Source organism: Streptomyces sp. NPDC047085 (assembly GCF_040643735.1).
Lineage (GTDB): Bacteria > Actinomycetota > Actinomycetes > Streptomycetales > Streptomycetaceae > Streptomyces.
Genome location: NZ_JBEYUW010000008.1, coordinates 12,978 through 33,344 on the forward strand (window position 1 = coordinate 12,978; position 20,367 = coordinate 33,344).

At 71.2% G+C, this 20,367-nt stretch carries 13 protein-coding genes; 4 read left to right on the top strand and 9 right to left on the bottom strand.

Annotated elements, in window-relative coordinates; genetic code table 11:
- The first annotated feature begins 351 nt into the window (after positions 1-351).
- Positions 352-4,317 (top strand): type VII secretion protein EccCa, encoded by a 3,966-nt coding sequence (gene eccCa / locus ABZ865_RS25455; RefSeq protein ID WP_361234645.1) that lies wholly within the window; start codon positions 352-354, stop codon positions 4,315-4,317.
- A 50-nt stretch (positions 4,318-4,367) separates the two neighbouring features.
- Here the strand turns inward: eccCa and ABZ865_RS25460 are convergent, their stop codons facing one another.
- From ABZ865_RS25460 to ABZ865_RS25500, 9 genes are all read right to left on the bottom strand, one after another.
- Positions 4,368-5,048 (bottom strand): serine/arginine repetitive matrix protein 2, encoded by a 681-nt coding sequence (locus ABZ865_RS25460; RefSeq protein WP_361234648.1) that lies wholly within the window; start codon positions 5,046-5,048, stop codon positions 4,368-4,370.
- Positions 5,049-5,166: 118 nt separating this feature from the next.
- Entirely contained in the window at positions 5,167-5,472 is a 306-nt protein-coding gene (locus tag ABZ865_RS25465) for a WXG100 family type VII secretion target (RefSeq protein ID WP_361234650.1), read from the bottom strand.
- 24 nt (positions 5,473-5,496) lie between these two features.
- Positions 5,497-5,835: a WXG100 family type VII secretion target gene (locus ABZ865_RS25470; RefSeq protein WP_361234653.1), complete on the bottom strand. Its 339-nt coding sequence runs from the start codon at positions 5,833-5,835 to the stop codon at positions 5,497-5,499.
- A 54-nt stretch (positions 5,836-5,889) separates the two neighbouring features.
- Positions 5,890-7,047, bottom strand: coding sequence for a S8 family serine peptidase (locus ABZ865_RS25475; RefSeq protein ID WP_361235431.1), 1,158 nt, complete (start codon positions 7,045-7,047; stop codon positions 5,890-5,892).
- Positions 7,048-7,132: 85 nt separating this feature from the next.
- Positions 7,133-8,827, bottom strand: coding sequence for a hypothetical protein (locus tag ABZ865_RS25480; RefSeq protein WP_361234656.1), 1,695 nt, complete (start codon positions 8,825-8,827; stop codon positions 7,133-7,135).
- Positions 8,827-9,249: a hypothetical protein gene (locus ABZ865_RS25485; protein ID WP_361234659.1), complete on the bottom strand. Its 423-nt coding sequence runs from the start codon at positions 9,247-9,249 to the stop codon at positions 8,827-8,829. Before ABZ865_RS25485 ends, ABZ865_RS25480 begins: the two co-directional genes overlap by 1 nt.
- Positions 9,250-9,391: 142 nt before the next feature.
- Positions 9,392-10,675 carry a type VII secretion-associated serine protease mycosin gene (mycP, locus tag ABZ865_RS25490; protein WP_361234662.1) on the bottom strand — a complete coding sequence of 428 codons (1,284 nt, stop codon included), beginning with the start codon at positions 10,673-10,675 and terminating at the stop codon, positions 9,392-9,394.
- Between the two features lie 11 nt (positions 10,676-10,686).
- Positions 10,687-12,216, bottom strand: a complete 1,530-nt coding sequence (eccB, locus tag ABZ865_RS25495; protein ID WP_361234665.1) for a type VII secretion protein EccB — start codon at positions 12,214-12,216, stop codon at positions 10,687-10,689.
- A gap of 244 nt (positions 12,217-12,460) precedes the next feature.
- Entirely contained in the window at positions 12,461-13,951 is a 1,491-nt protein-coding gene (locus tag ABZ865_RS25500; RefSeq protein WP_361234667.1) for a PQQ-binding-like beta-propeller repeat protein, read from the bottom strand.
- A 444-nt stretch (positions 13,952-14,395) separates the two neighbouring features.
- Here ABZ865_RS25500 and eccE point away from each other — a divergent pair, with 444 nt between their 5' ends.
- The 3 genes from eccE to ABZ865_RS25515 all read left to right on the top strand — a co-directional run bounded on the left by eccE (position 14,396) and on the right by ABZ865_RS25515 (position 20,348).
- A complete protein-coding gene (gene eccE, locus ABZ865_RS25505) occupies positions 14,396-15,733 on the top strand; it encodes a type VII secretion protein EccE (RefSeq protein ID WP_361234670.1) in 1,338 nt (445 codons plus the stop codon).
- Positions 15,734-15,795: 62 nt separating this feature from the next.
- Complete coding sequence (locus ABZ865_RS25510) at positions 15,796-16,542, top strand: hypothetical protein (protein WP_361235433.1); 747 nt, start codon at positions 15,796-15,798, stop codon at positions 16,540-16,542.
- 359 nt (positions 16,543-16,901) lie between these two features.
- Positions 16,902-20,348: an SCO5717 family growth-regulating ATPase gene (locus tag ABZ865_RS25515; RefSeq protein WP_361234673.1), complete on the top strand. Its 3,447-nt coding sequence runs from the start codon at positions 16,902-16,904 to the stop codon at positions 20,346-20,348.
- Positions 20,349-20,367 lie beyond the last annotated feature (19 nt).

Consider the following 20,367-nt stretch of genomic DNA (forward strand, 5'->3'; position numbering starts at 1 on the left):
TGCTGCTCCCCCTCAGTGGTCGTGCTGCGTCTGCGTCGTCGTGCGTGTGCGTCGTCGTGCGTCTACGTCGCGGTGCGTCCGCGTCGTGAAGGTCCTGTGCCGATCGGCCCCGTGTCCTCCACACCGGCGGCGGCACGGCGGCCGCAGGGCCGGACTCCGGGGCCATCTCGGGCCAGCTTCGGGTGAGTTGTCCGGAATTCCCGGCCGTGCGACCGTGTGCTCACGCGAACACCCGGCACCCTACCGCTCACCCGCCCGCCGTGAACTCAGTAGGATCACGCGGCGGCCTGCGTCCGCCGGACACGGGGCGGTGGGTGGAAGGCCCGGGTCGGGCAAGGGAATTGGTGAGCAGTGAGCCAGATCGTCGTCAAGCGCCCTCCTCGGGCGCTGCCGTCCGAAGTGCCCACGCAGGAAGTCGCTGTCCAGCCGCCGCCCGCATTGCCGCGGGGGCACCAGGAGAGCGTGCTGATGCAACTGCTGCCCACGCTCGGCATGGGCGGCTCGGTGGTCTTCTTCTTCACGAGCGGCCAGCCGTTCATGAGGATCATGGGCATGGTCATGATCGCCTCGACGGTGGCGATGTCCATCGCGATGGTGGTCCGCTTCCGCCGCGGCTCCCAGGGGCAGCTGGCCGACCTGCGCCGCGACTACCTCAGCTACCTGTCACAGACCCGCAAGTCCGCCGTGGCGACCGCGAAGGCGCAGCGGGACGCCCAGTACTACCTGCATCCCTCCCCCGAGCAGCTGTGGGCGCTCGTCGCCGAGGGCAGCCGGGTGTGGGAACGGCGGCCGGGCGACGAGGACTTCGCGCACGTACGCGTCGGACTGGGCCCGCAGCCGCTGGCGACCCCGCTGATCGCCCCGGAGACCGGCCCCGTCGAGCAGCTCGAACCGCTGACCGCGGGTGCGATGCAGCGGTTCCTGGCCCTGCACGGCACGCTCGACGATCTGCCCATGGCCGTCTCGCTGCGCGCCTTCTACCACGTCACCGTCAGCGGTGAGCCGCAGTCCGTACGCTCCTGCGCCCGTGCCCTGGTCGGCTCGCTGGCCTCACTGCACTCCCCCGAGGACCTGGTCGTCGCGGTGGCCGCGGGGCGCGAGGCGCTGCCGCACTGGGACTGGGCGAAGTGGCTGCCCCATGTGCAGGTGTCCGGCCTGGTCGACGGCGCGGGCACCCGCCGGCTGATCAGTACGGACACCCGCGAGCTGGAGGACCTGCTGGCCACCCGGCTCACCGGCCGCCCCCGCTTCCACCCGGACGCGGCACCGCTGCTCGACGAACCGCACATCGTGATCGTCCTCGACGATCTGTCCCTGCTGCCCGACTCGGTGCTCGCCAGTGCGGAGGGCCTGCAGGGCGTCACCGTGATCGAGGTGGTCCCAGGTCAGCTGACGGGCTCGGCCGGCGACCTGTCCGTCGTCGTACAGCCGGGCGCGCTGAGCCTGGAGTCCGGGCACGGCATGGTCTACGAGGGCGTCCCGGACGGCCTGTCGTACGAGTCGGCCGAGGCGCTGGCCCGGCAACTGGCGCCGCTGCGCATGGCGTCCGGCGGTGACGACGACCAACCGCTGCTCGCCAACCTGGAGTTCACCGACCTGCTCGGACTGGGCGACGCCGCGTCCGTCGACACCAAGCGGACCTGGCGGCCGCGTGCGCTGGCCGAGCGGCTGCGGGTGCCGATCGGCCTCGGCGAGGACGGCCGTCCGGTCATGCTGGACCTCAAGGAGGCCGCCCAGGAGGGCATGGGCCCGCACGGTCTGTGCGTCGGCGCGACGGGTTCCGGCAAGTCGGAGCTGCTGCGCACGCTGGTCCTGGGCCTTGCGGTCACGCACTCCTCGGAGACCTTGAACTTCGTCCTCGCCGACTTCAAGGGCGGCGCGACCTTCGCCGGCATGGCGCAGATGCCGCACGTGGCGGCGGTCATCACCAACCTCGCGGACGACCTGACCCTGGTCGACCGCATGGGCGACTCGATCCGCGGTGAGCTGAACCGGCGCCAGGAGTTGCTCCGCGACGCCGGCAACTACGCCAACATCCACGACTACGAGAAGGCGCGCGCGGCGGGTGCGCCCCTGCAGCCGATTCCCTCTTTGGTGTTGGTGATCGACGAGTTCAGCGAGTTGCTGACCGCCAAGCCCGACTTCATCGAGATGTTCGTGCAGATCGGCCGTATCGGCCGTTCGCTGGGTGTGCATCTGCTGCTGGCGTCGCAGCGCCTGGAGGAGGGCCGGCTGCGCGGCCTGGAGACGTACCTCTCCTACCGGATCGGTCTGCGCACCTTCTCCGCGGCCGAGTCGCGGGCCGCCCTGGGCGTCCCCGACGCCTACGAACTCCCCAACGTCCCCGGTTCGGGCTTCCTGAAGTTCGGCACGGACGAAATGGTCCGGTTCAAGGCGGCGTACGTCTCCGGGGTGTACCGCACGGGCGCGCAGCGGGCGGCGCTGCCGGGCGGGCCGCTGCCGGTGGACCGGCGTCCGGCGCTGTTCACGGCGACGGAGGTGCCCGTGCAGCACGCCGCCGTACCGCAGCAGCGCAGCGAGCCCGCGCCGGACGTGGACGACGCGCTGGCCGACACGGTCCTCGACGTGATCGTGCGCCGGCTGGAGGCGCAGGGGCCCGCGGCGCACCAGGTGTGGCTGCCGCCGCTGGAGAGCCCGCCCTCGCTGGACGCGCTGCTGCCCGGTCTGACGGCCGTGCAGGGCCGTGGCCTCACCCAGCCCGACTACGAGGGCGCGGGACGCCTGGTGGTCCCGGTGGGCCTGGTGGACAAGCCGTACGAGCAGCGCCGTGACCGCCTGCTGCTGGACTTCTCGGGCGCGGCGGGCCACATGCAGATCATCGGCGGCCCGCAGTCCGGCAAGTCGACCCTGCTGCGCTCCCTCATCTGCTCCTTCGCGCTCACGCACACGCCGTACGAGGTGCAGTTCTACGGCCTGGACTTCGGTGGCGGCGGCATGACGGCGGTGGCCGGCCTGCCGCACGTGGGCGGCGTCGCCTCCCGCCTGGACCCGGAACGGGTGCGCCGCACCGTCTCCGAGGTCTACGGCATCCTGACCCGCCGCGAGGAGTACTTCCGCTCGTCAGGCATCGCGTCCATCGCGGACTTCCGCGCCCGGCGGGCACGCGGGGACATCTCCGTCACGGACCAGCCGTGGGGCGACGTGTTCCTGGTCATCGACGGCTGGGGCAACTTCCGTACGGACTACGACGGCCTGGAGCCGGCGGTCCTGGACATCGCCGCGCGGGGCCTCGGCTACGGCATCCACGTGATCGTCACGGCGTCGCGTTCGATGGAGGTCCGGGCGAACCTCAAGGACCACCTCATGAACCGCCTGGAGCTGCGGCTCGGTGACGTGATGGACTCCGAGATCGACCGCAAGGTGGCGGCGAACGTCCCGGCAGGCGTGCCGGGACGTGGTGTGTCGCCGCAGAAGCTGCACTTCATGGCGGCGGTGCCGAGAATCGACGGCATCACCTCCGACACCGACCTCGCCGACGCGACGGCGGCGCTGACCACCGAGGTCGGCCGGCACTGGCAGGCGCCGGGCGCCCCGCAGGTACGGCTGCTGCCCCGCCAGTTGGAGGCGCTGCAGCTGCCGCCGGGCGACCGCTTCCCGAAGCAGGGTGTCGCCTTCGCGCTGGACGAGGACAACCTGGAGCCGGTGTTCGTCGACTTCGACCAGGACCCGTTCTTCCTGATCTTCGGCGAGAGCGAGTCCGGCAAGTCCAACCTGCTGCGGCTGCTGATCAAGCAGCTGACGCTGCGCTACGGCGGCGACGAGGCCAAGTTCTTCGTCGTCGACAACCGCCGCTCCCTCCTGGACATCACGCCGGCCTCGCATCTGGCGGAGTACATCCCGATGTCCAACGCCATGGACCATCACATGGTGGCGCTGGCCGACCTGATGAAGCGGCGCACGCCCACCGCGGAGGTCACGGCTCAGCAGTTGCGGGAGCGAAGCTGGTGGCGGGGGCCGACGGTCTACGTGGTCGTGGACGACTACGACCTGGTGTCGACCTCCAGCGGGAACCCGTTCAGCGGGCTCGCCGAGATGCTCCCGTTCGCCCGCGACGTCGGCGTGCGGTTCATCATCGCGCGGTCGACGGCGGGGGCGGGGCGGGCCTCGTTCGAGCCGTTCATGCAGCGGATGACGGAGCTGGGCGCGCAGGGCGTGGTCCTGGCCGGCGACCCGAGCGAGGGGGACCTCCTCGGCGGGGTGCGACCGCGCCCGCTGCCGGCCGGGCGGGGCGTCTACGTGTCGCGGCGGCGGGGGAAGATGCTGGTGCAGACGGGACTGGTGGATGTGGAGTACTGAGTGAGGGGCGGGCGCACGCGGCGTCTCCGCCGGACGGCATTCTGAGGGGATCAGTAGGACATGGGGCCGGACGTGGGCCCCGGGCCGGGAGGACCGGAGGTCGGTGCGCCCCAATGCGCTGCGGGTGCCCACCCGGTGGCGAGCCGTTGACGGTGGCGGCTGCGGCGGACGGCGGTGACGACCACGATGGTCACCGATACGACGAATGCGGCCAGGAAGCAGCCGACGCCGGCGGCGATGCTACCGATCGTGGCCCCCACGTGGGGCTTGTCTCCCAGCGCGAACTCGGCCGGCTGCTCCGAGGTGCAGGTGAGCGTGTAGTCGCCGCCGGCGTCGGGCGTCACCTCGAAGACGCGCTCCCAGGTGCGGGATCCGACGGTGATCTGGAAGCTGCTGTCCGGCTGCCTCATCGTCCCGGAGGGCATTCCCGGAATCCGGCAGTCGACCCGGCCCCTGCCTGAGGCGGAGACGTAGATCGCCTTGGTCTTCCCCTGGACGAAGCTGAACGTCCGCGAGTCACCGCTGGAGAAGCTCCGTGCGGTGTCGATCGAGTCCACCGTGTTCTTCACCGTCAACACGATGAAGACGGTGCCGAGGCCGGCCAGGACGAGCCCCAGCAGCGCGGCTACCAGGTACCAGATGCGTCGAGGCCGCACGTCCTTCGCCGGGATGTTCGGCGGCGGAGGCGGAGGACCGCCGTACGGGGCTCCCCAGGGGGTCTGTATGGCCACGACGCCGCATCGTACGGCAATCGTATGGAGCACCGTGCATACGGTCTTGACGGAACGGAGTTCGAGGGGTGGGCGCCTCCCGCGCGCGCCCACCCCTCGCTGTGTCTGCGGCGTGTGCTCACTCGAAGTAGCTGGCGCCCTTGAGGTCGCCGCCGCGGTAGTCACCGCCGGCGTTGTGGACGCGGTGCGTGATGGAGAGCAGCGCCTGGTGGATGGCCCTGGCGTGCTCGTCCCACTTCTTCGACTTGCGCTGGAAGGCTTCGTAGGCCTCGCCGCCCCAGCCTTCAGCGACGTGGATGACGCCGCTCTTCAGAGCGCCGAGGTCCTCCTCGAGCTTCTTGGCCACGTCACCGAGCTCGGTGGCGAGCGCGTCCAGGGCGCCGTACTTGACGGCGAGATCGTCGTAATGCGGCTTGGCGGTCATGTCTTCCTCTTTCCTAGCGGCCCGTCAGTAGAGATTCAGCGCCGAAGTGCTCGCACCGGCATCCACTTCGATCTTCGTGATCGTCGCGTGGAGTTCGTCCTCGAGCTTGTTCTTGTCGCTCTTGTTGAGGCGAATGCCCTCGAGGAAGTCTTCGAGCATGTGCCCGATGGCGGCCATGTGCTGGTTGATCTCGTGCTGCTTCTGCTTGAACGCGTTGGCTCCCTGGCCGGTCCACTGGGCCTCGATCATGTCGATCGTGCCCTGAAGCTTGCCGAGCTGCTTCTTGACGGAGTCGTAGCGGTCGATGACGTTCGTCTGGAGCTTTTGTGCGTGGTCATCTGCAAACTTGCGGCCTTCAGCCATTTCGACACTCCCCTTCGTGAGAGTTGTGCTTCGTGTTGTTTCTCTAGTGAGCCGTCAGGCGCGTCGTCGTGACCGGATGACAGCGAAGGCTCCGCCGCCGATCACCACGAGCGCGGCGGCCGCCCCGACGGCCACCCAGGTCAGGGCACCGTCGGACGACTTCGAGGATTTTCCGGTCGCCGAAGTCTGGCCGCCCGACGACGACTTGGCCGGGGAGGACGAGGGGGACGGCGAGGCCGTCGCCTTGCCCACCGAGTTCTCCTTGGCGAGCGGGTCGGCGTGCGCCGGGCCCGGGTTGTAGTCGGCGTTCTCCAGCACCTTCCGGGGACGGATGAGGCCGTAGCCCAGGTAGTTGCTGGGCGTGTCCTTGGGCCAGTCGCGGCCTGCGGTGTCGATCAGGGCACGGAGGACCTGGTCGTTGGTCCAGTCGGGGTGAGCGGACCAGATGAGAGCGGCGGAGGCGGAGGCGACGGCGGTAGCGGTGCTGGTGCCCATGCCATGAACGCAGTACGAATGGAAGGTCGCGTCGCACCACACGGGGACGTCGACTCCTGGGGCTGCGAGATCGACAGAGCGCCCGTGGGTCGAGAACTTCCCCACCGTGCCGGTCTTGTCAGCGGCGGCGACCCCAACGACGTAGGGATACGAGGCGGGATACAGATTGTTGTTCGTGGTCTCGGCATCGTTACCGGACCCGGCGAACATCAGCTTCCCCTTGGACTCGGCGTACTTGATCGCGGCTTCATCATCGTCGTAGGCGATGTAGCCGCCGAAGGACATATTGATGATCTTCGCGTCACTGTCGGCGGCGGCTCTGATCGCCGCGGCGATGCCGGGAGCCTTTTTGGCCTCTGCCTTGTCCTTCAACCCTTTGAGCGCGACCCTGTAAGGCACGATCTTGGCGCCGGGAGCGAGGCCTTTCACCCCACCGCCGGCACCTGTACCGGCGATCATCTCGGCGATCGACGTTCCGTGACCGGTGTAGTCCTTGGTATCGCCGTAGGCGACAGCCTTCGGTACCTCGTCGACCAGTACCTGGCCCTTCAGGGAGGGAGTCGCCGGATTGACGCCCGTGTCGATGACGGCGACCTTGACTCCCTTGCCGGTGCTCGTCTTCCACATCTGGTCGGCCTTCATGGCCGACAGGTACCACTGTTGCGACTGGACGTCGTCGGCCACCGCGCTGGGGGCCAGGCCCACCGGCAGAGCCATCAGTGCGCCAAGTGCCGCGCACACGGCGGTCACTCGTCTCGTGCTCGCTGACAACATGCCTCTCGTACGTCCTCGCTTCATCTGGTTAGTCGGTCTCCGACGCCTGCTGCCGGCGCGACGTCTTTCTGCCGTGGTCCCGTGCGGAGCCTCGGTTGGAGGCACGGCCTGAGACGCTCTCACCAGAGGTCCGTCCGCCGTTCGTTGCCGCTGACGCCTTGCCGTTGGACGCACCGACCACACCGTCGGTGGGGGCCACCGGCCTGCGCGACACCTGTCCGCCGCGGCTTCCCTGGTCGGGCGTCCTGATCACCCCGCGTTGCCCCGGTCGCTCGACCGTGCTCGGGGTACGGGAGGCGGGGTCGCCCCCGATGACCGTGCCACGGGGCACCCTGGAGCCGTTCAGGCCCTGGGAAGGTGGCGTGCTGGGCTTTCCACCGACGACACCGCTGGTGGTACGAGCTGCCCCGGTGGGGCCCGTACCGCCCGCGCGCTCGGCGGGCACGCCTACGGTCTTGGGCATTCCGCCGATGACACTACGACCTACCGGAGCCCTGCCCGCGGGCACCTGCCCCAGGGGCGCCCTGCCGACTGGCGACATGGGCCCGCGTGCTCCCGCCTGGCCTGGTACGGCAGTTCGCCCCACAGGGCCGAGGGGCGAGCGCTCTGTGCCGCCTCCGACTCGAGATGCTCCAGTGGCAGGAGTGGTCATGCGCGGCGGTGTCACCATCGGGCCTCTGGTTCCGCCCGCACCGCCACGCCCCACGGGCATACCCACGGTCGGAGGCATGGGGGCAGTAGGAACGGTGGGAATCGGCCCTCCAGGTCCTCCACCAGGTGCAGGGGACGCCGGCGGGGCGGCAGGGGGCGTCGGATGCACGGTCTGCGGCGGCAGCGTATCGACGCTGTCGATGTCGGTACCCACGTCCTGGGCGGGATCCGCGCCGATGTGCCGATCCGGAGCCGTGACGACGTCATGGAGCTTCTGGCCGGGGTCGAGGGTCTCCGAACGCGGTCCGGCCGCAGTGGCCGCGGAGTGACGGGAAACGTCGCCCGTACCACCGCTCCCGGGTTCATGAATCGGTGCATATCCGGCGGGATCCACCTTAGGCACCCCCATGTCCGGCATCTTCCCGAACTGAGGCACCTCCTGGGTGCGCAGCGACTCTTCTGAGACCGCATAGTACGACGCCAAGCGGTTCATCTGGTTGATCGCCTCTTGGCGGTGCCCTTCCACCTGTTGGGCCGCCTGGTACTCCTTGTTGGTGTCGACCTGAGCGACGATCGGGAAGTCTTGGACGCTTTTGGCGATGAGCCTCGTGTCGCGGGGCGGCATGGACTTGCGGACCGAGGCCAGTCCTGTGCCGGCCGCGGTGATCTGGGTGCCTACGTTCTCCGCGTAGAGAGCGAGCGTGTAGGCGTTGGTGACGAGGTCGGTTGCCCAGGTCTGGAACGCGGTGGCCGCTTCGCCGTGCCAGTCGATGCGTCCGATGTGGCCGCTCAGTTCCTCGGCGGCGTCGTTGATCGCGTCGCGGGCGTCCCAGAGCGCGTTGCCCGCGTTCTCCAGGTGCTCCGGATTCGCGGACTCCACCATGTCGATCATGTCGTTCAACTGGTGGCGCTCGAAGTTGGTCCGGCCGAAACTGATGCCCTGGCCGAAGCCCAGACCCAGCGGATCGAGGCCCCTGGACACGGCCATGACCACGTCGACGTTGTCGACCTGCTGCCTGGCCTGGTCGCGGTCCGCTTGGTGGGCGTCTGGCTGCGTGTGGTGGTCACCCATCAGTACCCCGCCTTCACCTGCTTGTGGTCCGTGCGCTTCTCGTCGCCTTGCGCATCGGTCAGTTGATCGTTGATCTCGGTCCGGATCTCGTGGAAGCGGCGCCGGAGATCGTCGTCCAGCTTGTCGAAGCCGACGTCCGCGCCATGCACGGCGATCTGCATCGCTTCGATCTGGAGCGCCAACGACTTGGAGAGTGAGGTGATCCGCTCGTGGACGCGCTCGTACTGACTGTGCAGACCCGCGGCCTCGGCGAAGTCGCCCTGGCCGCAGAACGAAGCCTGGGAGAGCGTGTGCATCGCGACCTTCTGGGAGCTGCCCGGCGAACTCTCGAAGCTCGTGAGCAGCGTGTCCACACGCTTCTTGAACGTCTTCAGCGCTTCCAGACCACGCCTGAGGTCGCTCCCGCCCATGTCAGGAAGCACGTTGCGCCTCCCCCGTCTCAGTCCCCCGCTTGAGGGGTTTGCACTCCTCAAGCATTCGTTTTCGCAACGGAGCCACTGTAGCCAACCGAACTGACAGCCCCAACTCCCTTATGTGACAGCCCTGCACCAGCCAAGCACCTCCTCACGCATCATTCACACCTCTGAGCTTGCCCTGCCGGCCGCCCCGCCGTCGCGCGTCGCGGATCGCGACCGCCGCCCCGGCGAGCCCCGCCACGAGCACTCCCACGCCGATGGCCACGTAGGTGGCCAGGCGGGCGTTGCGTTGTGCGGGGGTTTCGCCGAGGGTGAGTCGGGCGACGGTGGGGGCCTCCGCATGGGTGAGGCCGGGGTCGGGGTGGGGGGACTCGATCGGGTGATCGTCCTCCGTGAGGGCGCGGACGGGGTCGACGACGCCCCAGCCGACCAGGCGGTCGTGGCCGGCGATGGAGCGTTCGGCGGTCTGCTCGATCTGGGCGACGACCTCGCGGGCGGTCCAGTCGGGGTGCTTGGACTTGATGAGCGCGGCGACACCGGCGACGTACGGGGCGGAGAAGCTGGTGCCGTTGTCGGAGCAGTGGCCGCCCTGGGGGACCGTGGAGACGATGTCGACGCCGGGCGCGGCGACGCCGACGAAGTCGCCGGACTGGGAGAAGGCCGCGCGTTCATTGTTGCGGTCCGATGCGGCGACGGCCAGGACGCCGTCGTACGACGCCGGGTACGTCTTCTTGACGTTGCCGCCCAGGCCGTCGTTGCCGGCCGAGGCGACCACGACGATCTCGTGCGCGAGGGCCTCGTCGATCGCCCTGTGCAGGTCCTCCGCCGGTGCGACCGCGTTCGCGGTGTCCTGGGAGATGTTGATGACCTGGACCTTGGCCTTGATCGCGTGGCGGATGGCGCCGGCCAGGGTGTTGGCCGTGCCGTGGCCCTCGGCGTCGTTCTGCTTGATCGGGACGATCGTCGCCTGCGGGGCCAGCCCGACGAAGCCGGTGCCCCGCATGGGGCGGGCGGCGATGATGCCGGCCACGCGTGTGCCGTGGCCGACCGTGTCCGTGGTGGCCTTGGACTTGGCGCCGTCGACCGGTTGGCCCTTGCTGTCCTTGGCGGGCAGGAGGTTCTTGCCCAGCGAGCCGGCCACGGCGTGGGTGAGCTGCGGGTTGGCCGTGTCGACGCCGGTGTCGATGACGGCGACCCTGACGTTCTTGCCCTTCGACTGGCTCCACAGCTCGTCCAGCATGACGCGCTGCAGGGCCCAGGGCGTGCCGGCGTACATGTGGTTGGTCTTGGCGAACGTGCACTGGTCGGAGCCGGAGTCGGCGGCCGCCTGCGGTGCCGTCAGCAGGGTGCCGGCGGCGGCCGTGGCCAGGGCCGCCGTGAGCGTCGTACCGATGCGGAGGCGGGGGTGGGCGGTGACGTGGGTGGAGGACATGGACGTACCTCTCACGAACCCTGCGGCTGGCGGGCGTCCGCCGTCGACAGGCGGGGGCCCGTCGGCAGGAACTCCGACCAGGCGGCGGGAATCGGGGCGGGATCCACGTTGGCGTATCCGAGGTGGGTCTGCGCCAGCTTGGCCTCCTGCTGGAGCTGCTCGCGCTGCTTGGCCGTGATGCCGATGCCGGCGTCGTCGGTGGCGCTGTCGTCGTTGGACTGCAGGGCGTAGCGCAGGCCGGTGTCGGTGACCAGGAAGACCGGGCCGGCCTTGGTTTCCTTGCCCTGGAACTGGCGGTAGAGCTGGCCGGAGCCCGCGGTGACGTACGCGCTGGAGGAGCCGGTGGCCAGGACCGCCGGGAAGTCCGTGCCCGCCCAGGTGCTCAGTGTGGTGTCGCCGTTCTTCGCGTTGACGTCGCGCAGGACGGTGCAGATGGTGTTGCGGCTGCCCTTCGCGGTGGAGGCCTCGTTGACCGCGCTGGGCGTCTCGGTGGGCCATGTGTGCTCGGTGCCGAACGGCTGCCCCGGCACGACGGCGCCCGAGCTGACCTCCTGTGCGTGTCCGGTCTGGCCGAGCTTCACCAGGTCCTTGCTGGCCAGGAGCAGCTCGGCGACGAAGTCGGAGATCGGGGCGACCCGGCCCGGCAGCACCACGTAGTGCTGCTCCTTGCCGTTGACCGGGGCCCTGAGCACCATGCCGACGCGGTTGGCCCGGCTGTCCAGCTGACCGGGGGCGTGCGCGGCGGCCGCCGGCCTATCGGTGATCCGCGGGAAGCCGACAGGGTCGCCCTGGTGCAGGGTCTCGATCCACTCCTTGGTGACGTGCTGGGGTTCGCGGTTGTCACCCACAAGGGTCCGCAGCAGCAGCGCGTCCGTGCTGTCCACCTTGTACGCCCAGCCCCGCGCGTCCACGATGTAGCGGGTCTTGTCGGGCGTGACGACATAGAGCAGTTCGCCGCCATGCAGCTTCTGCCTGGCGCCCTCGGTCCGGTCCCGGTCGCGGGCGGCCAGGACGAACGCGGCCTTCTGGATGGAGTCGCCGCTGCCGCTGGGGCGTTCGCAGACGGCCCAGCGCTTCGTGGCCCCGGCCTCCGTGTCGGAGGGCAGGCGGTCGGGCGCGTAGGGGATGCCGATGGTGACGCCGTGCGGGATCTTGCCGTTGTCGAGGATCGACTCGTCGACGGTGACGACGTCGACGCCGCTCTGGGTGTCGAGGACGAGCTTGGCGGACGCCATGTTGAGCACCGGGTGGAGCTGGACCTTGCCCCTGGTCTTCAGCACCACGTACCGCGTGGTCGACTTGCTGGCGATGATCACCTTCTGGCCGGGGGCGTCCCAGCCCTGCGGTGCCGTCGGCTTGAACATGCCCCAGGCGCCGAAGACCGCCAGGACGACCGCGCCGACGATCGCACCGGGCAGCACCGCCCGGAGCGGACGGGGCGCCCCCTCGTCCGAGGCATCCGGTGACGACTGCACGAACGACGCGAGCATGCGGCGCTTCGCGAAGGTGTAGGCGTTGAGTTGGTCCCGCCGAGATGCCATCTGTGCCCGTTTCTCCCCGTGTTCTCACGTGGAGCGCGCCGGGGACCACGCTCCCCCGCCCTCCGTTGTCGGACCCGGCCCCTACTATGCCCGGTACGGGGAAGGGGCCATCGGAGTGGGTACGGTTTCCGGCCCCTCAAGGGGCTTGTGCTGCTGGTTGGTTTCGTCTGCAACGGCTCGTTCCGGCGGGGGGCGGGCGTGCCCGTACCTCGCCGGGGCGCGCCCGTCCCTCGCCGGGGCCGACTCAGTGCTTCAGGCCGGCGCTTCCCACGCCCATCACCGAAAGCACCGGGTACGTCGGGTTCTTGTCGTCGCGCTCCAGTGCCCTGGGGCCGAAGAAGACGTGGCCCTGCTCGTAGACGATGTCGGACTGCTCAGGGTCACTGAGTGTGTCCTCGTCGTCCTCCGGGAGCTGGAAGAGGAGATACGGGGTCTCCTTGTCCGTGCGGGGGTTCCAGTCGACCACCGCCGCGGGCTGGACGTCGTCGATGCTGCGCCGGTAGAGGATGAGGTCGTCGCCGTTCATGCGGACAGGGATGACCATCTGGAAGGGACGGCCCCAGAACTTGCCGGCGGTGGCGCCGCTCTTCACGTCGAACGCGACGATCTGGTCGGAGGGCTGTTTGATGTCGGTGCCCTCCTTGCTCATGACGAAGAGCCGATCGCGCCCGACGACCACGCCGTCGCACTTGTCGACCACGCCGAAGAACCCGTTGTCGTACGTCGTCCTGCCGCACTTGGGGTCGAACCCGCTCATCGAGATCGTGGCCGTGCGCTCACCGCTCTTCCCGTCGAGGGTGATCAGGTCGGTCACGTCGATGTCCCCGGCCTCGACGGCGACCACGGGCGGCTCGGAGGACGCCAGGTAGACGCCCTGGATGCCGCGCGCCACCTGGTACTTCCACACGACCTTGCCGGTACGCGCGTCCAGCTTCTCCACCCGATAGGTGGTGTCGGACGACCGGCCGCAGGTGACGAGTGCCAGGAGAGCGCGGCCGCCGGCATAGCCCATGTCGTGGCACTCGGACGCGATCGTGGTGTTCCACAGCCGCTTGCCCTTGTCCATGCCGTAGGCCACCGACCCCTTGCCCCAGGCGACGGCCACCACGCCCTTGGTCAGGGCGATGTTGGTGTTGGTGACGTAGGCGAAGTCGGCCCCCGGCATCTTCTGCTGCCAGACCTTCTTGCCGGTGTTCAGGTCGACGAACACCACCTCGTCACACATCTTCGCGCCCTCGTCGTTGACGTGCGCGGTCTGGACGACGACCGCGGTCCGGCCGTCGGCGGTGACGTCACGGCTGGTGGCGCAGATGTGGCCGTCGAGCTTGAGGGTCCAGGCCGTGTCGCCGCCATCGGGCTCGATCTTGTAGCCCTCGATCCGGTTCTTCACGCCCCGCGCGAGGATCTTGCCGGTGGCCCATGTGCCGGGCGCGTAGCGCGTGTCGGCGGTGAGTTTCGCTTCCTTCTGCTCGACGACGATCTGGCCCTCGGGTGAGCTGGGGGCCTTCTCGACGGTCTCGCGTATCTCGTCCGGGGCCTGCTCGACCGCCACCGGCCCGGACTTGTCGTTCCCGTCGTCGCCCGACTGCACCCAGACGACCAGCCCCGCGCCCAGGCAGAGGGCGACCGCCGCCGCGGCCACTCCGCCGATCCGGCGCCTGCGGCGTCTGGTCCGGGATTCGTCCGCGACGCGCGCGGATTCGGTGTAGATCGACGGGGGCGGGCCGAAGCTCACGCTGAGAAGTCCTTCCGGCGGGATGAGGGTTGGGGGTGGGGGCTGGGAGGGGGTCCAGGACGGGGCCTGGGGATGGGGTCCAGGAGGGGGCCTGGGGTCTAGGAGGGGGTCTGGGACCGGGTCCTTGGACGGGCCGAGGCCGGGGAAGCCGGGGAGGTCAGGGAGGCCGGCGTCTCTGCGGCGCCGGGGGCGGAGGGCGCGGCCGGGGCGTGTCGCTTCGCGAACGCGTAGGCGTTGAGTTCGTCCCGCTGTGATGCCATTGGTGCCTGCTTCTCCCCGTCTCGCGCCGGTGGGCAGCCGTCCCGCGCCGCGATGTCAGACCGGCCCCCTACTATGCATGGTGTCCGTGGGGGCTGGTCGAGCGGGTAGGGTACCGGGGCCTTGGAGGGGCTCAAGTGCGAAGTCCGGACCAGCCAGTTGTGAGCAATGCGGGGGGATTCTGTGATGGCTTCCGGTACACGGGTGCGATCGCGTGGCCGGGCGCGGGGCGAGGCCTCTCGTACGTCCTCTCCCGACGCGGCCCGGACGACCGGCGGGAGCGCGCGACGGCCGACCGGTGCCGGTGCGTCCCATTTCAGAACCTCGCCCGGCCGGGGCGGTTCGTTCCGGATGCAACGGCTTGTGCTGCTGGAGCTGGCGGCCGCGGTGCTGGTGGTCGGGTGGGTGATCGCCCCCTGGGCGCTGGTCGCGGCGGCGCCGGTCGCGGTGGCGCTGGTGCTGCTCGCGGTGGTGCGCCGCAGAGGTCGGTCGGTCCCTGAATGGGTGGCTACGGCCCGGCAGTTGAAGGTACGTCAACGGCGCGCCGCCGGGACGCCCATTCCGCCGGGCACGGAGCCGGCGCTGGTGCCGGCGCTCGAGTGCGAGCCCGCGCTGCGGACCTACTCGTACGGGGGCCGGGACCGGCGGCCGGTAGGAATGGCCGGGGACGGCACCTTTCTGACGGCCGTGCTGCAGGTGGAGGCCGACGCGACCGCGCTGCGGGCCGAGCGGAGCCGGCAGCCGCTGCCGTTGGGGCTGGTGCGGGACGCGCTGGAGGTGGACGGGATACGGCTGGAGTCGGCGCAGGTCGTGCTGCACACGCAGCCGGCCCCCGCGTTGCATCTGCCCCAGCAGTCCGTGGCCGTCGCCAACTATGTGCCGCTCCAGGAGCAGACGGGCGCCCCGGCGGTGCGCATCACCTGGATCGCGCTAAAGCTCGATCCGGAGCTGTGCGCGGAGGCCGTGGCCGCGCGCGGGGGCGGGCTGCTCGGGGCGCAGAAGTGCGTGGTGCGGATCGCGGACCATCTCGCGAGCCGGCTGACCGGCGCGGGCTTCCGGGCGACCGTGCTCGACGAGGAGGAGCTGATCGCCGCGCTCGCCACCTCGGCCTGCGCCAACCCCCTGGTCACCGCCGAGGCGGGGCGCGCCGAGACGCGGGAGCGGCGGACGGAGGAGTCCGGGCGCAGCTGGCGCTGCGACAACCGGCGACACACCACGTACTGGGTCAGACGCTGGCCCCAACTGGGCGGCGCCCGGGGCGAGTCGCTGCCGCAGTTCGTCGCCCGGGTCACCGCGATCCCGGCGCTGGCCACCACGTTCAGCCTCACCCTCGCGCGCGGGGAGCGGCAAGAGGTGTCGCTGTGCGGGCATCTGCGGGTGACCGGGCGCAGTGACGACGAACTCGTCGCGGCGCGGCGTGCGCTGGAGAGTGCGGCTCGGCAGGCCGGGGCCGGGCTGGCCCGGCTGGACCGTGAGCAACTGCCCGGCATGCTGGCCACGTTGCCCCTGGGAGGTGCGCGGTGACGATTCCGACGACGACAGCGGCCCCGGCCGGGCCGGGCGCGGACGGCGCGGGGGCGCCGGGAATGCCGGCGGCGCCCGGGACGTCCAGGGTGCGGCGGGCCGGCGAGCGGCTGCGGCACGGGCTCGGGCTGATCGGGCCCCGGCACGGACGGCACTCGCTGCCCGGGCCGGAACTCGACGCGCTCGCCCTGCCCATCGGGGACGACGGGGTGGTCGCCGGCGTGGACGCCGAGGGCCAGCCGGCCGTGCTCGGCATCAACCGGCCCACTCCGTACGACGTCGTCCTGATCGGCGGCCTGTGGACGGCCCAGGTGCTGGCGCTGCGGACGGCGGCGACAGGCGCGCGGGTGGCCGTGGAGACCGGCCGGCCGCAGGCCTGGATGCAGATGGTGCACGCCATGGGCGGCGGGCAGAACGGGCTCGCCGTGTACGACGTCGGGCGGGTGCCGCCCCAGGGTGCGTCGGCCGGCACACCCGTGCTGGTGGTGCGGGACTGCGGCATGCGGCCCCCGCGCGGGCGGGTGGTGGGCGGGCCGTGGCAGTCGGTGCTGACCCTGTTGCCGTATCTCAGCCCGGTGGCGCCCCGGTTGCTGCGGCAGGCGCGGCTCGCGGGGATCCAGCGAGTCTCGCCGGACGAGGCCGCGGAACTCGGGCGCACCGTGGGGCTGTCCAGGACCGAGGTGGAGTCGCTGCCGACGCTGCCCGACGGCGTCACGCTGTGGTGCACTGACCGTGACCGGCAGTATGTGATGACCCAACCCACCGACGCCGAGATCGGATTGTTGGGCACCCCGCGCCGGATGGACTGAACTGACCTTTCCTGTCCGGTTTGTTCGCCGCGGGTGCGGTGATTGCGCGTCGCGTGTTCGCCCCTTGTCCGCCGTTTGCTCCCTGATTGCCGTGACAGGGGGCGGGGTTGGCGGGGCGTGTACGGATGCGGTCCGAGCCGGTGGGCGGGCGGCGAGAGGCGGGCGGGCCTGCCGAGGTGTGCCTTCCGGTGATTAGGCTGGGAACGGGCGCGATGCCAGAACCCGTGGACACCGGGCGTCGTCCCAAGGGGGAGAGCCGGTGGATCGGACTGCCCCGAACCCACTACGGACGACTTGAACGAACACGACTTGGTCGCCTCGGCACGCCATGAGGGTGCGCGACCACACCAGGAGGAACTGTGAGCAGCGATCGGGACGGGATCCGCGGGGGCTGGGCCACACCCGACGATGACCAGCCCGACGCGGAGTCGGCCGTCGAGACCACGGGCGAGTTCACCATCGACTACGCCCCGCCCGCCTGGTACACGCAGAACGCGTCCGGGGCGAGCGGAGCGACCGGGGCCGGGGCCGCGGGGGGTGCGCCTGCGGCGGCTTCGGGTCCGGTCGGGGCGAGTGGTGCCGCCGGTGCGGGGGACGCTCATGGTGGCGCCGGTGGCCCATACGGTTCCGGTGTGGCCGGCGTCGGCCAGGAGGGCGCGCCGGTTCCGCCGTTCCCGCCGGCCGCCCCTGCGCCGGTGTCCGGTGCGCCGGCGCCCGGTGTTCCGTTCACCCCGCCGGCGCCGCCCGCGCCTCCTGCGCCTCCTGCGCCGGCGCCCGGGGCGCCCTTCGCCGCGCAGCCGCCTGCGCCGGCTCCGACTTCGGCTGCGACTCCGGCCGCGGGTCCCGGTGCGCCGTACGCTGCGCCCGCGCCGCCGGTCGGCAATCCCGTCCCGGTGCCGAAGCTGCCGGCCGGGTTCGAGCCGCAGCAGTCGCAGCAGCCGCCTCAGCCGCCCCAGGCGTTCCCGCAGCAGGTTCCGGCTCCTTCCGCTCCGGTCGCTCCGTCCGCGCCGTCCATGCCATCCGTGCCTGAGGCCGAGGCGAGCAACGGTGACTTGGAGAGCGGGGCGACGATGCGGTTCTCCGCCGTCGCCCTGAAGCGGGAGATCGCGGAGATCGCCGAGCGCGCGGCTGCCGAGCTGAACGCCACCGAGCCTGCGAGCGAGGGCTCCGGGGAGGGTGCCGGTTCGGCCGAGGCTGAGGACAAGGCCGAGACTGAGACTGAGGCTGAGACCAGGACTGAGGCCGAGTCGGAGACTTCTTCGCCGGAGGGCCTCGGTGCGGCCGGTTCCGTGCTGGGCGTCGAGAAGGACAAGGCCGAGCAGGAGGACGCCGGTAGCGAGAGCGGCGCGGCTGAGGAGGCCGGGGGCGCGGGTGCCGACGCGTCGGCTTCCTCGGTGTCTGCCGAGGATCAGGCCGGGGTTGAGGACGGGAACGACGTCCCCGGCGACATCAAGGCCGAGGGCGACGACTCCCCCGAGGCCGAAGAGGGCACCGCGCCCCAGGACGCCACTCCGCAGGAACCCCAGGACAGCTCGGCTCAGGGCAGCGCGCCCGACAGCGGCGCTCCCGAGCCCGGCACGCCCGAGAGCGCAACCCCGCAGGACGCGCCCCCCGCGCCCTTCCCCGCACCGCAGGACGCGGTCCCCGCCGCTCCGACCGCGCCTCAGGACGCACCGGCCGCTCCTCCCGCCCCTGTCCCTGCCCCTGCGCCTGCCCCGCAGGACGCACCGGCTGCCTGGGCTCCCCCGCCCGCGCCGCCGCAGGACGGGCTGCCCCCGCTGCCGCCGTCGTACCAGCCCGCCGCCCCGGCCCCGGCGGCCCAGTGGCCCCCGCAGCCCGCAGCGCCGCAGCCCGGCCCGGTGCCGGGTCAGCCGCAGCCGGCGGCGGCCCAGGCTCCCGCCGGTGTGCCCGCGCAGCAGCCGCCGTTCCAGCCACAGGCGCCGCAGCCCGCGCCCGCCGCCTGGAACCAGCCCGGCCAGCCCGGCCAGCCCTACGTCCCTGGCACCCCCGGGGTCCCCGGCACTCCGGGCGTCCCCACGGGCCCCACCCCACCGAGTGGTTACGGCTTCCCGCCGCCTCCTGCGCCGCAGCCGGCCCCGGACTCCCCCAACGCCCAGGCGCAGCCCGGCGGTTACGGCTTCCCCGCACCTCCGGCGCCCCAGGCGCCCCAGCCGAACCCGAGTGAGCCCAACGCCCAGGCCGGCTACGGGTTCCCCCCGCCCGGCACCCCCAACCCCCCGGCTCAGCAGGGTGGTTACGGCTTCCCGAACCCGGGCCAGCAGCCGCAGCCGCTGCCCTCGCAGGGCCCCGAGGCCGCCGCACAGGCAGCCGCCCAAGCCGCCGCCGCTCAGGCTGCACAGGCCGCCCAGGCCGCTCAGGCTCCGCAGCAGGCCGTCGACCCCCGGGTCGGTGCCGCCTGGCCGCAGCCCATACAGCACGACCAGCGGCAGATGACCAACCCGGGTGCCGCGCCGCTCGGTTACACCGCGGCCGTCGAGCTGTCCTCGGACCGGCTGCTCAACAACAAGAGGCAGAAGGCGAAGAGCGGGCGCCCCAACGCGGCGGCGTCCCGGTTCAAGCTGGGCGGGAAGAAGGAGGAGGCCGAGCGGCAGCGGAAGCTGGAGCTGATCCGCACGCCGGTGCTGTCCTGCTACCGGATCGCGGTCATCAGCCTCAAGGGCGGCGTCGGCAAGACGACCACGACCACGGCCCTCGGCTCCACCCTCGCCAGCGAGCGGCAGGACAAGATCCTCGCCATCGACGCGAACCCGGACGCCGGCACGCTCGGCCGCCGCGTGCGTCGCGAGACCGGGGCGACCATCCGTGACCTGGTCCAGGCGATCCCGTACCTGAACTCGTACATGGACATCCGCCGGTTCACGTCCCAGGCGTCCTCCGGTCTGGAGATCATCGCCAACGACGTCGACCCGGCCGTCTCGACCACGTTCAACGACGAGGACTACCGGCGCGCCATCGACGTGCTCGGCAAGCAGTACCCGATCATCCTCACCGACTCGGGCACCGGCCTGCTGTACAGCGCGATGCGCGGCGTGCTGGACCTCGCCGACCAGCTCATCATCATCTCCACGCCGTCGGTGGACGGTGCGAGCAGCGCCAGTACGACGCTGGACTGGCTGTCCGCGCACGGGTACGCCGACCTCGTCTCCCGTTCGATCACCGTCATCTCCGGAGTCCGCGAGACCGGCAAGATGATCAAGGTCGATGACATCGTGTCGCACTTCGAGACGCGCTGCCGCGGTGTGGTCGTGGTGCCGTTCGACGAGCATCTGGCCGCCGGCGCCGAGGTCGACCTCGACATGATGCGGCCGAAGGTGCGGGAGTCGTACTTCAACCTCGCCGCCATGGTCGCCGAGGACTTCGTACGGCACCAGCAGTCGCAGGGGCTGTGGACCAGCGACGGCAACCCGCCGCCGGTCGCCGCCCCGCCGATGCCCGGCCAGCCCATGCCGGGCCAGGCGATGCCGGGGCAGCCCATGCCCGGTCAGCCGATGCCGGGACAGCCCATGCCCGGCCAGCCCTACCCGCAGGCCGGTCCCGGGCAGCCGTACGCGGACCTCTACGGCCGGCCGGCCGCACCGGGCCAGCAGCCCCCCGCGCCGCAGCAGGGTGAGCCGGGGCAGCCGTACCCGCAGCAGGGGCAGCCGTACCCGCCGGCCGGCGCAGGGCAGCCTCAGCCGTACCCGCCGGCCGCTCCCGGACAGCAGCAGCCGTATCCGCCGCAGCCCGGATACCCGGAGCAGGGGCAGCCCCAGGCGCAGCCCCCGCAGGGTCAGCCGCCGCAGTAGCGGGACGGTACGACGAAGG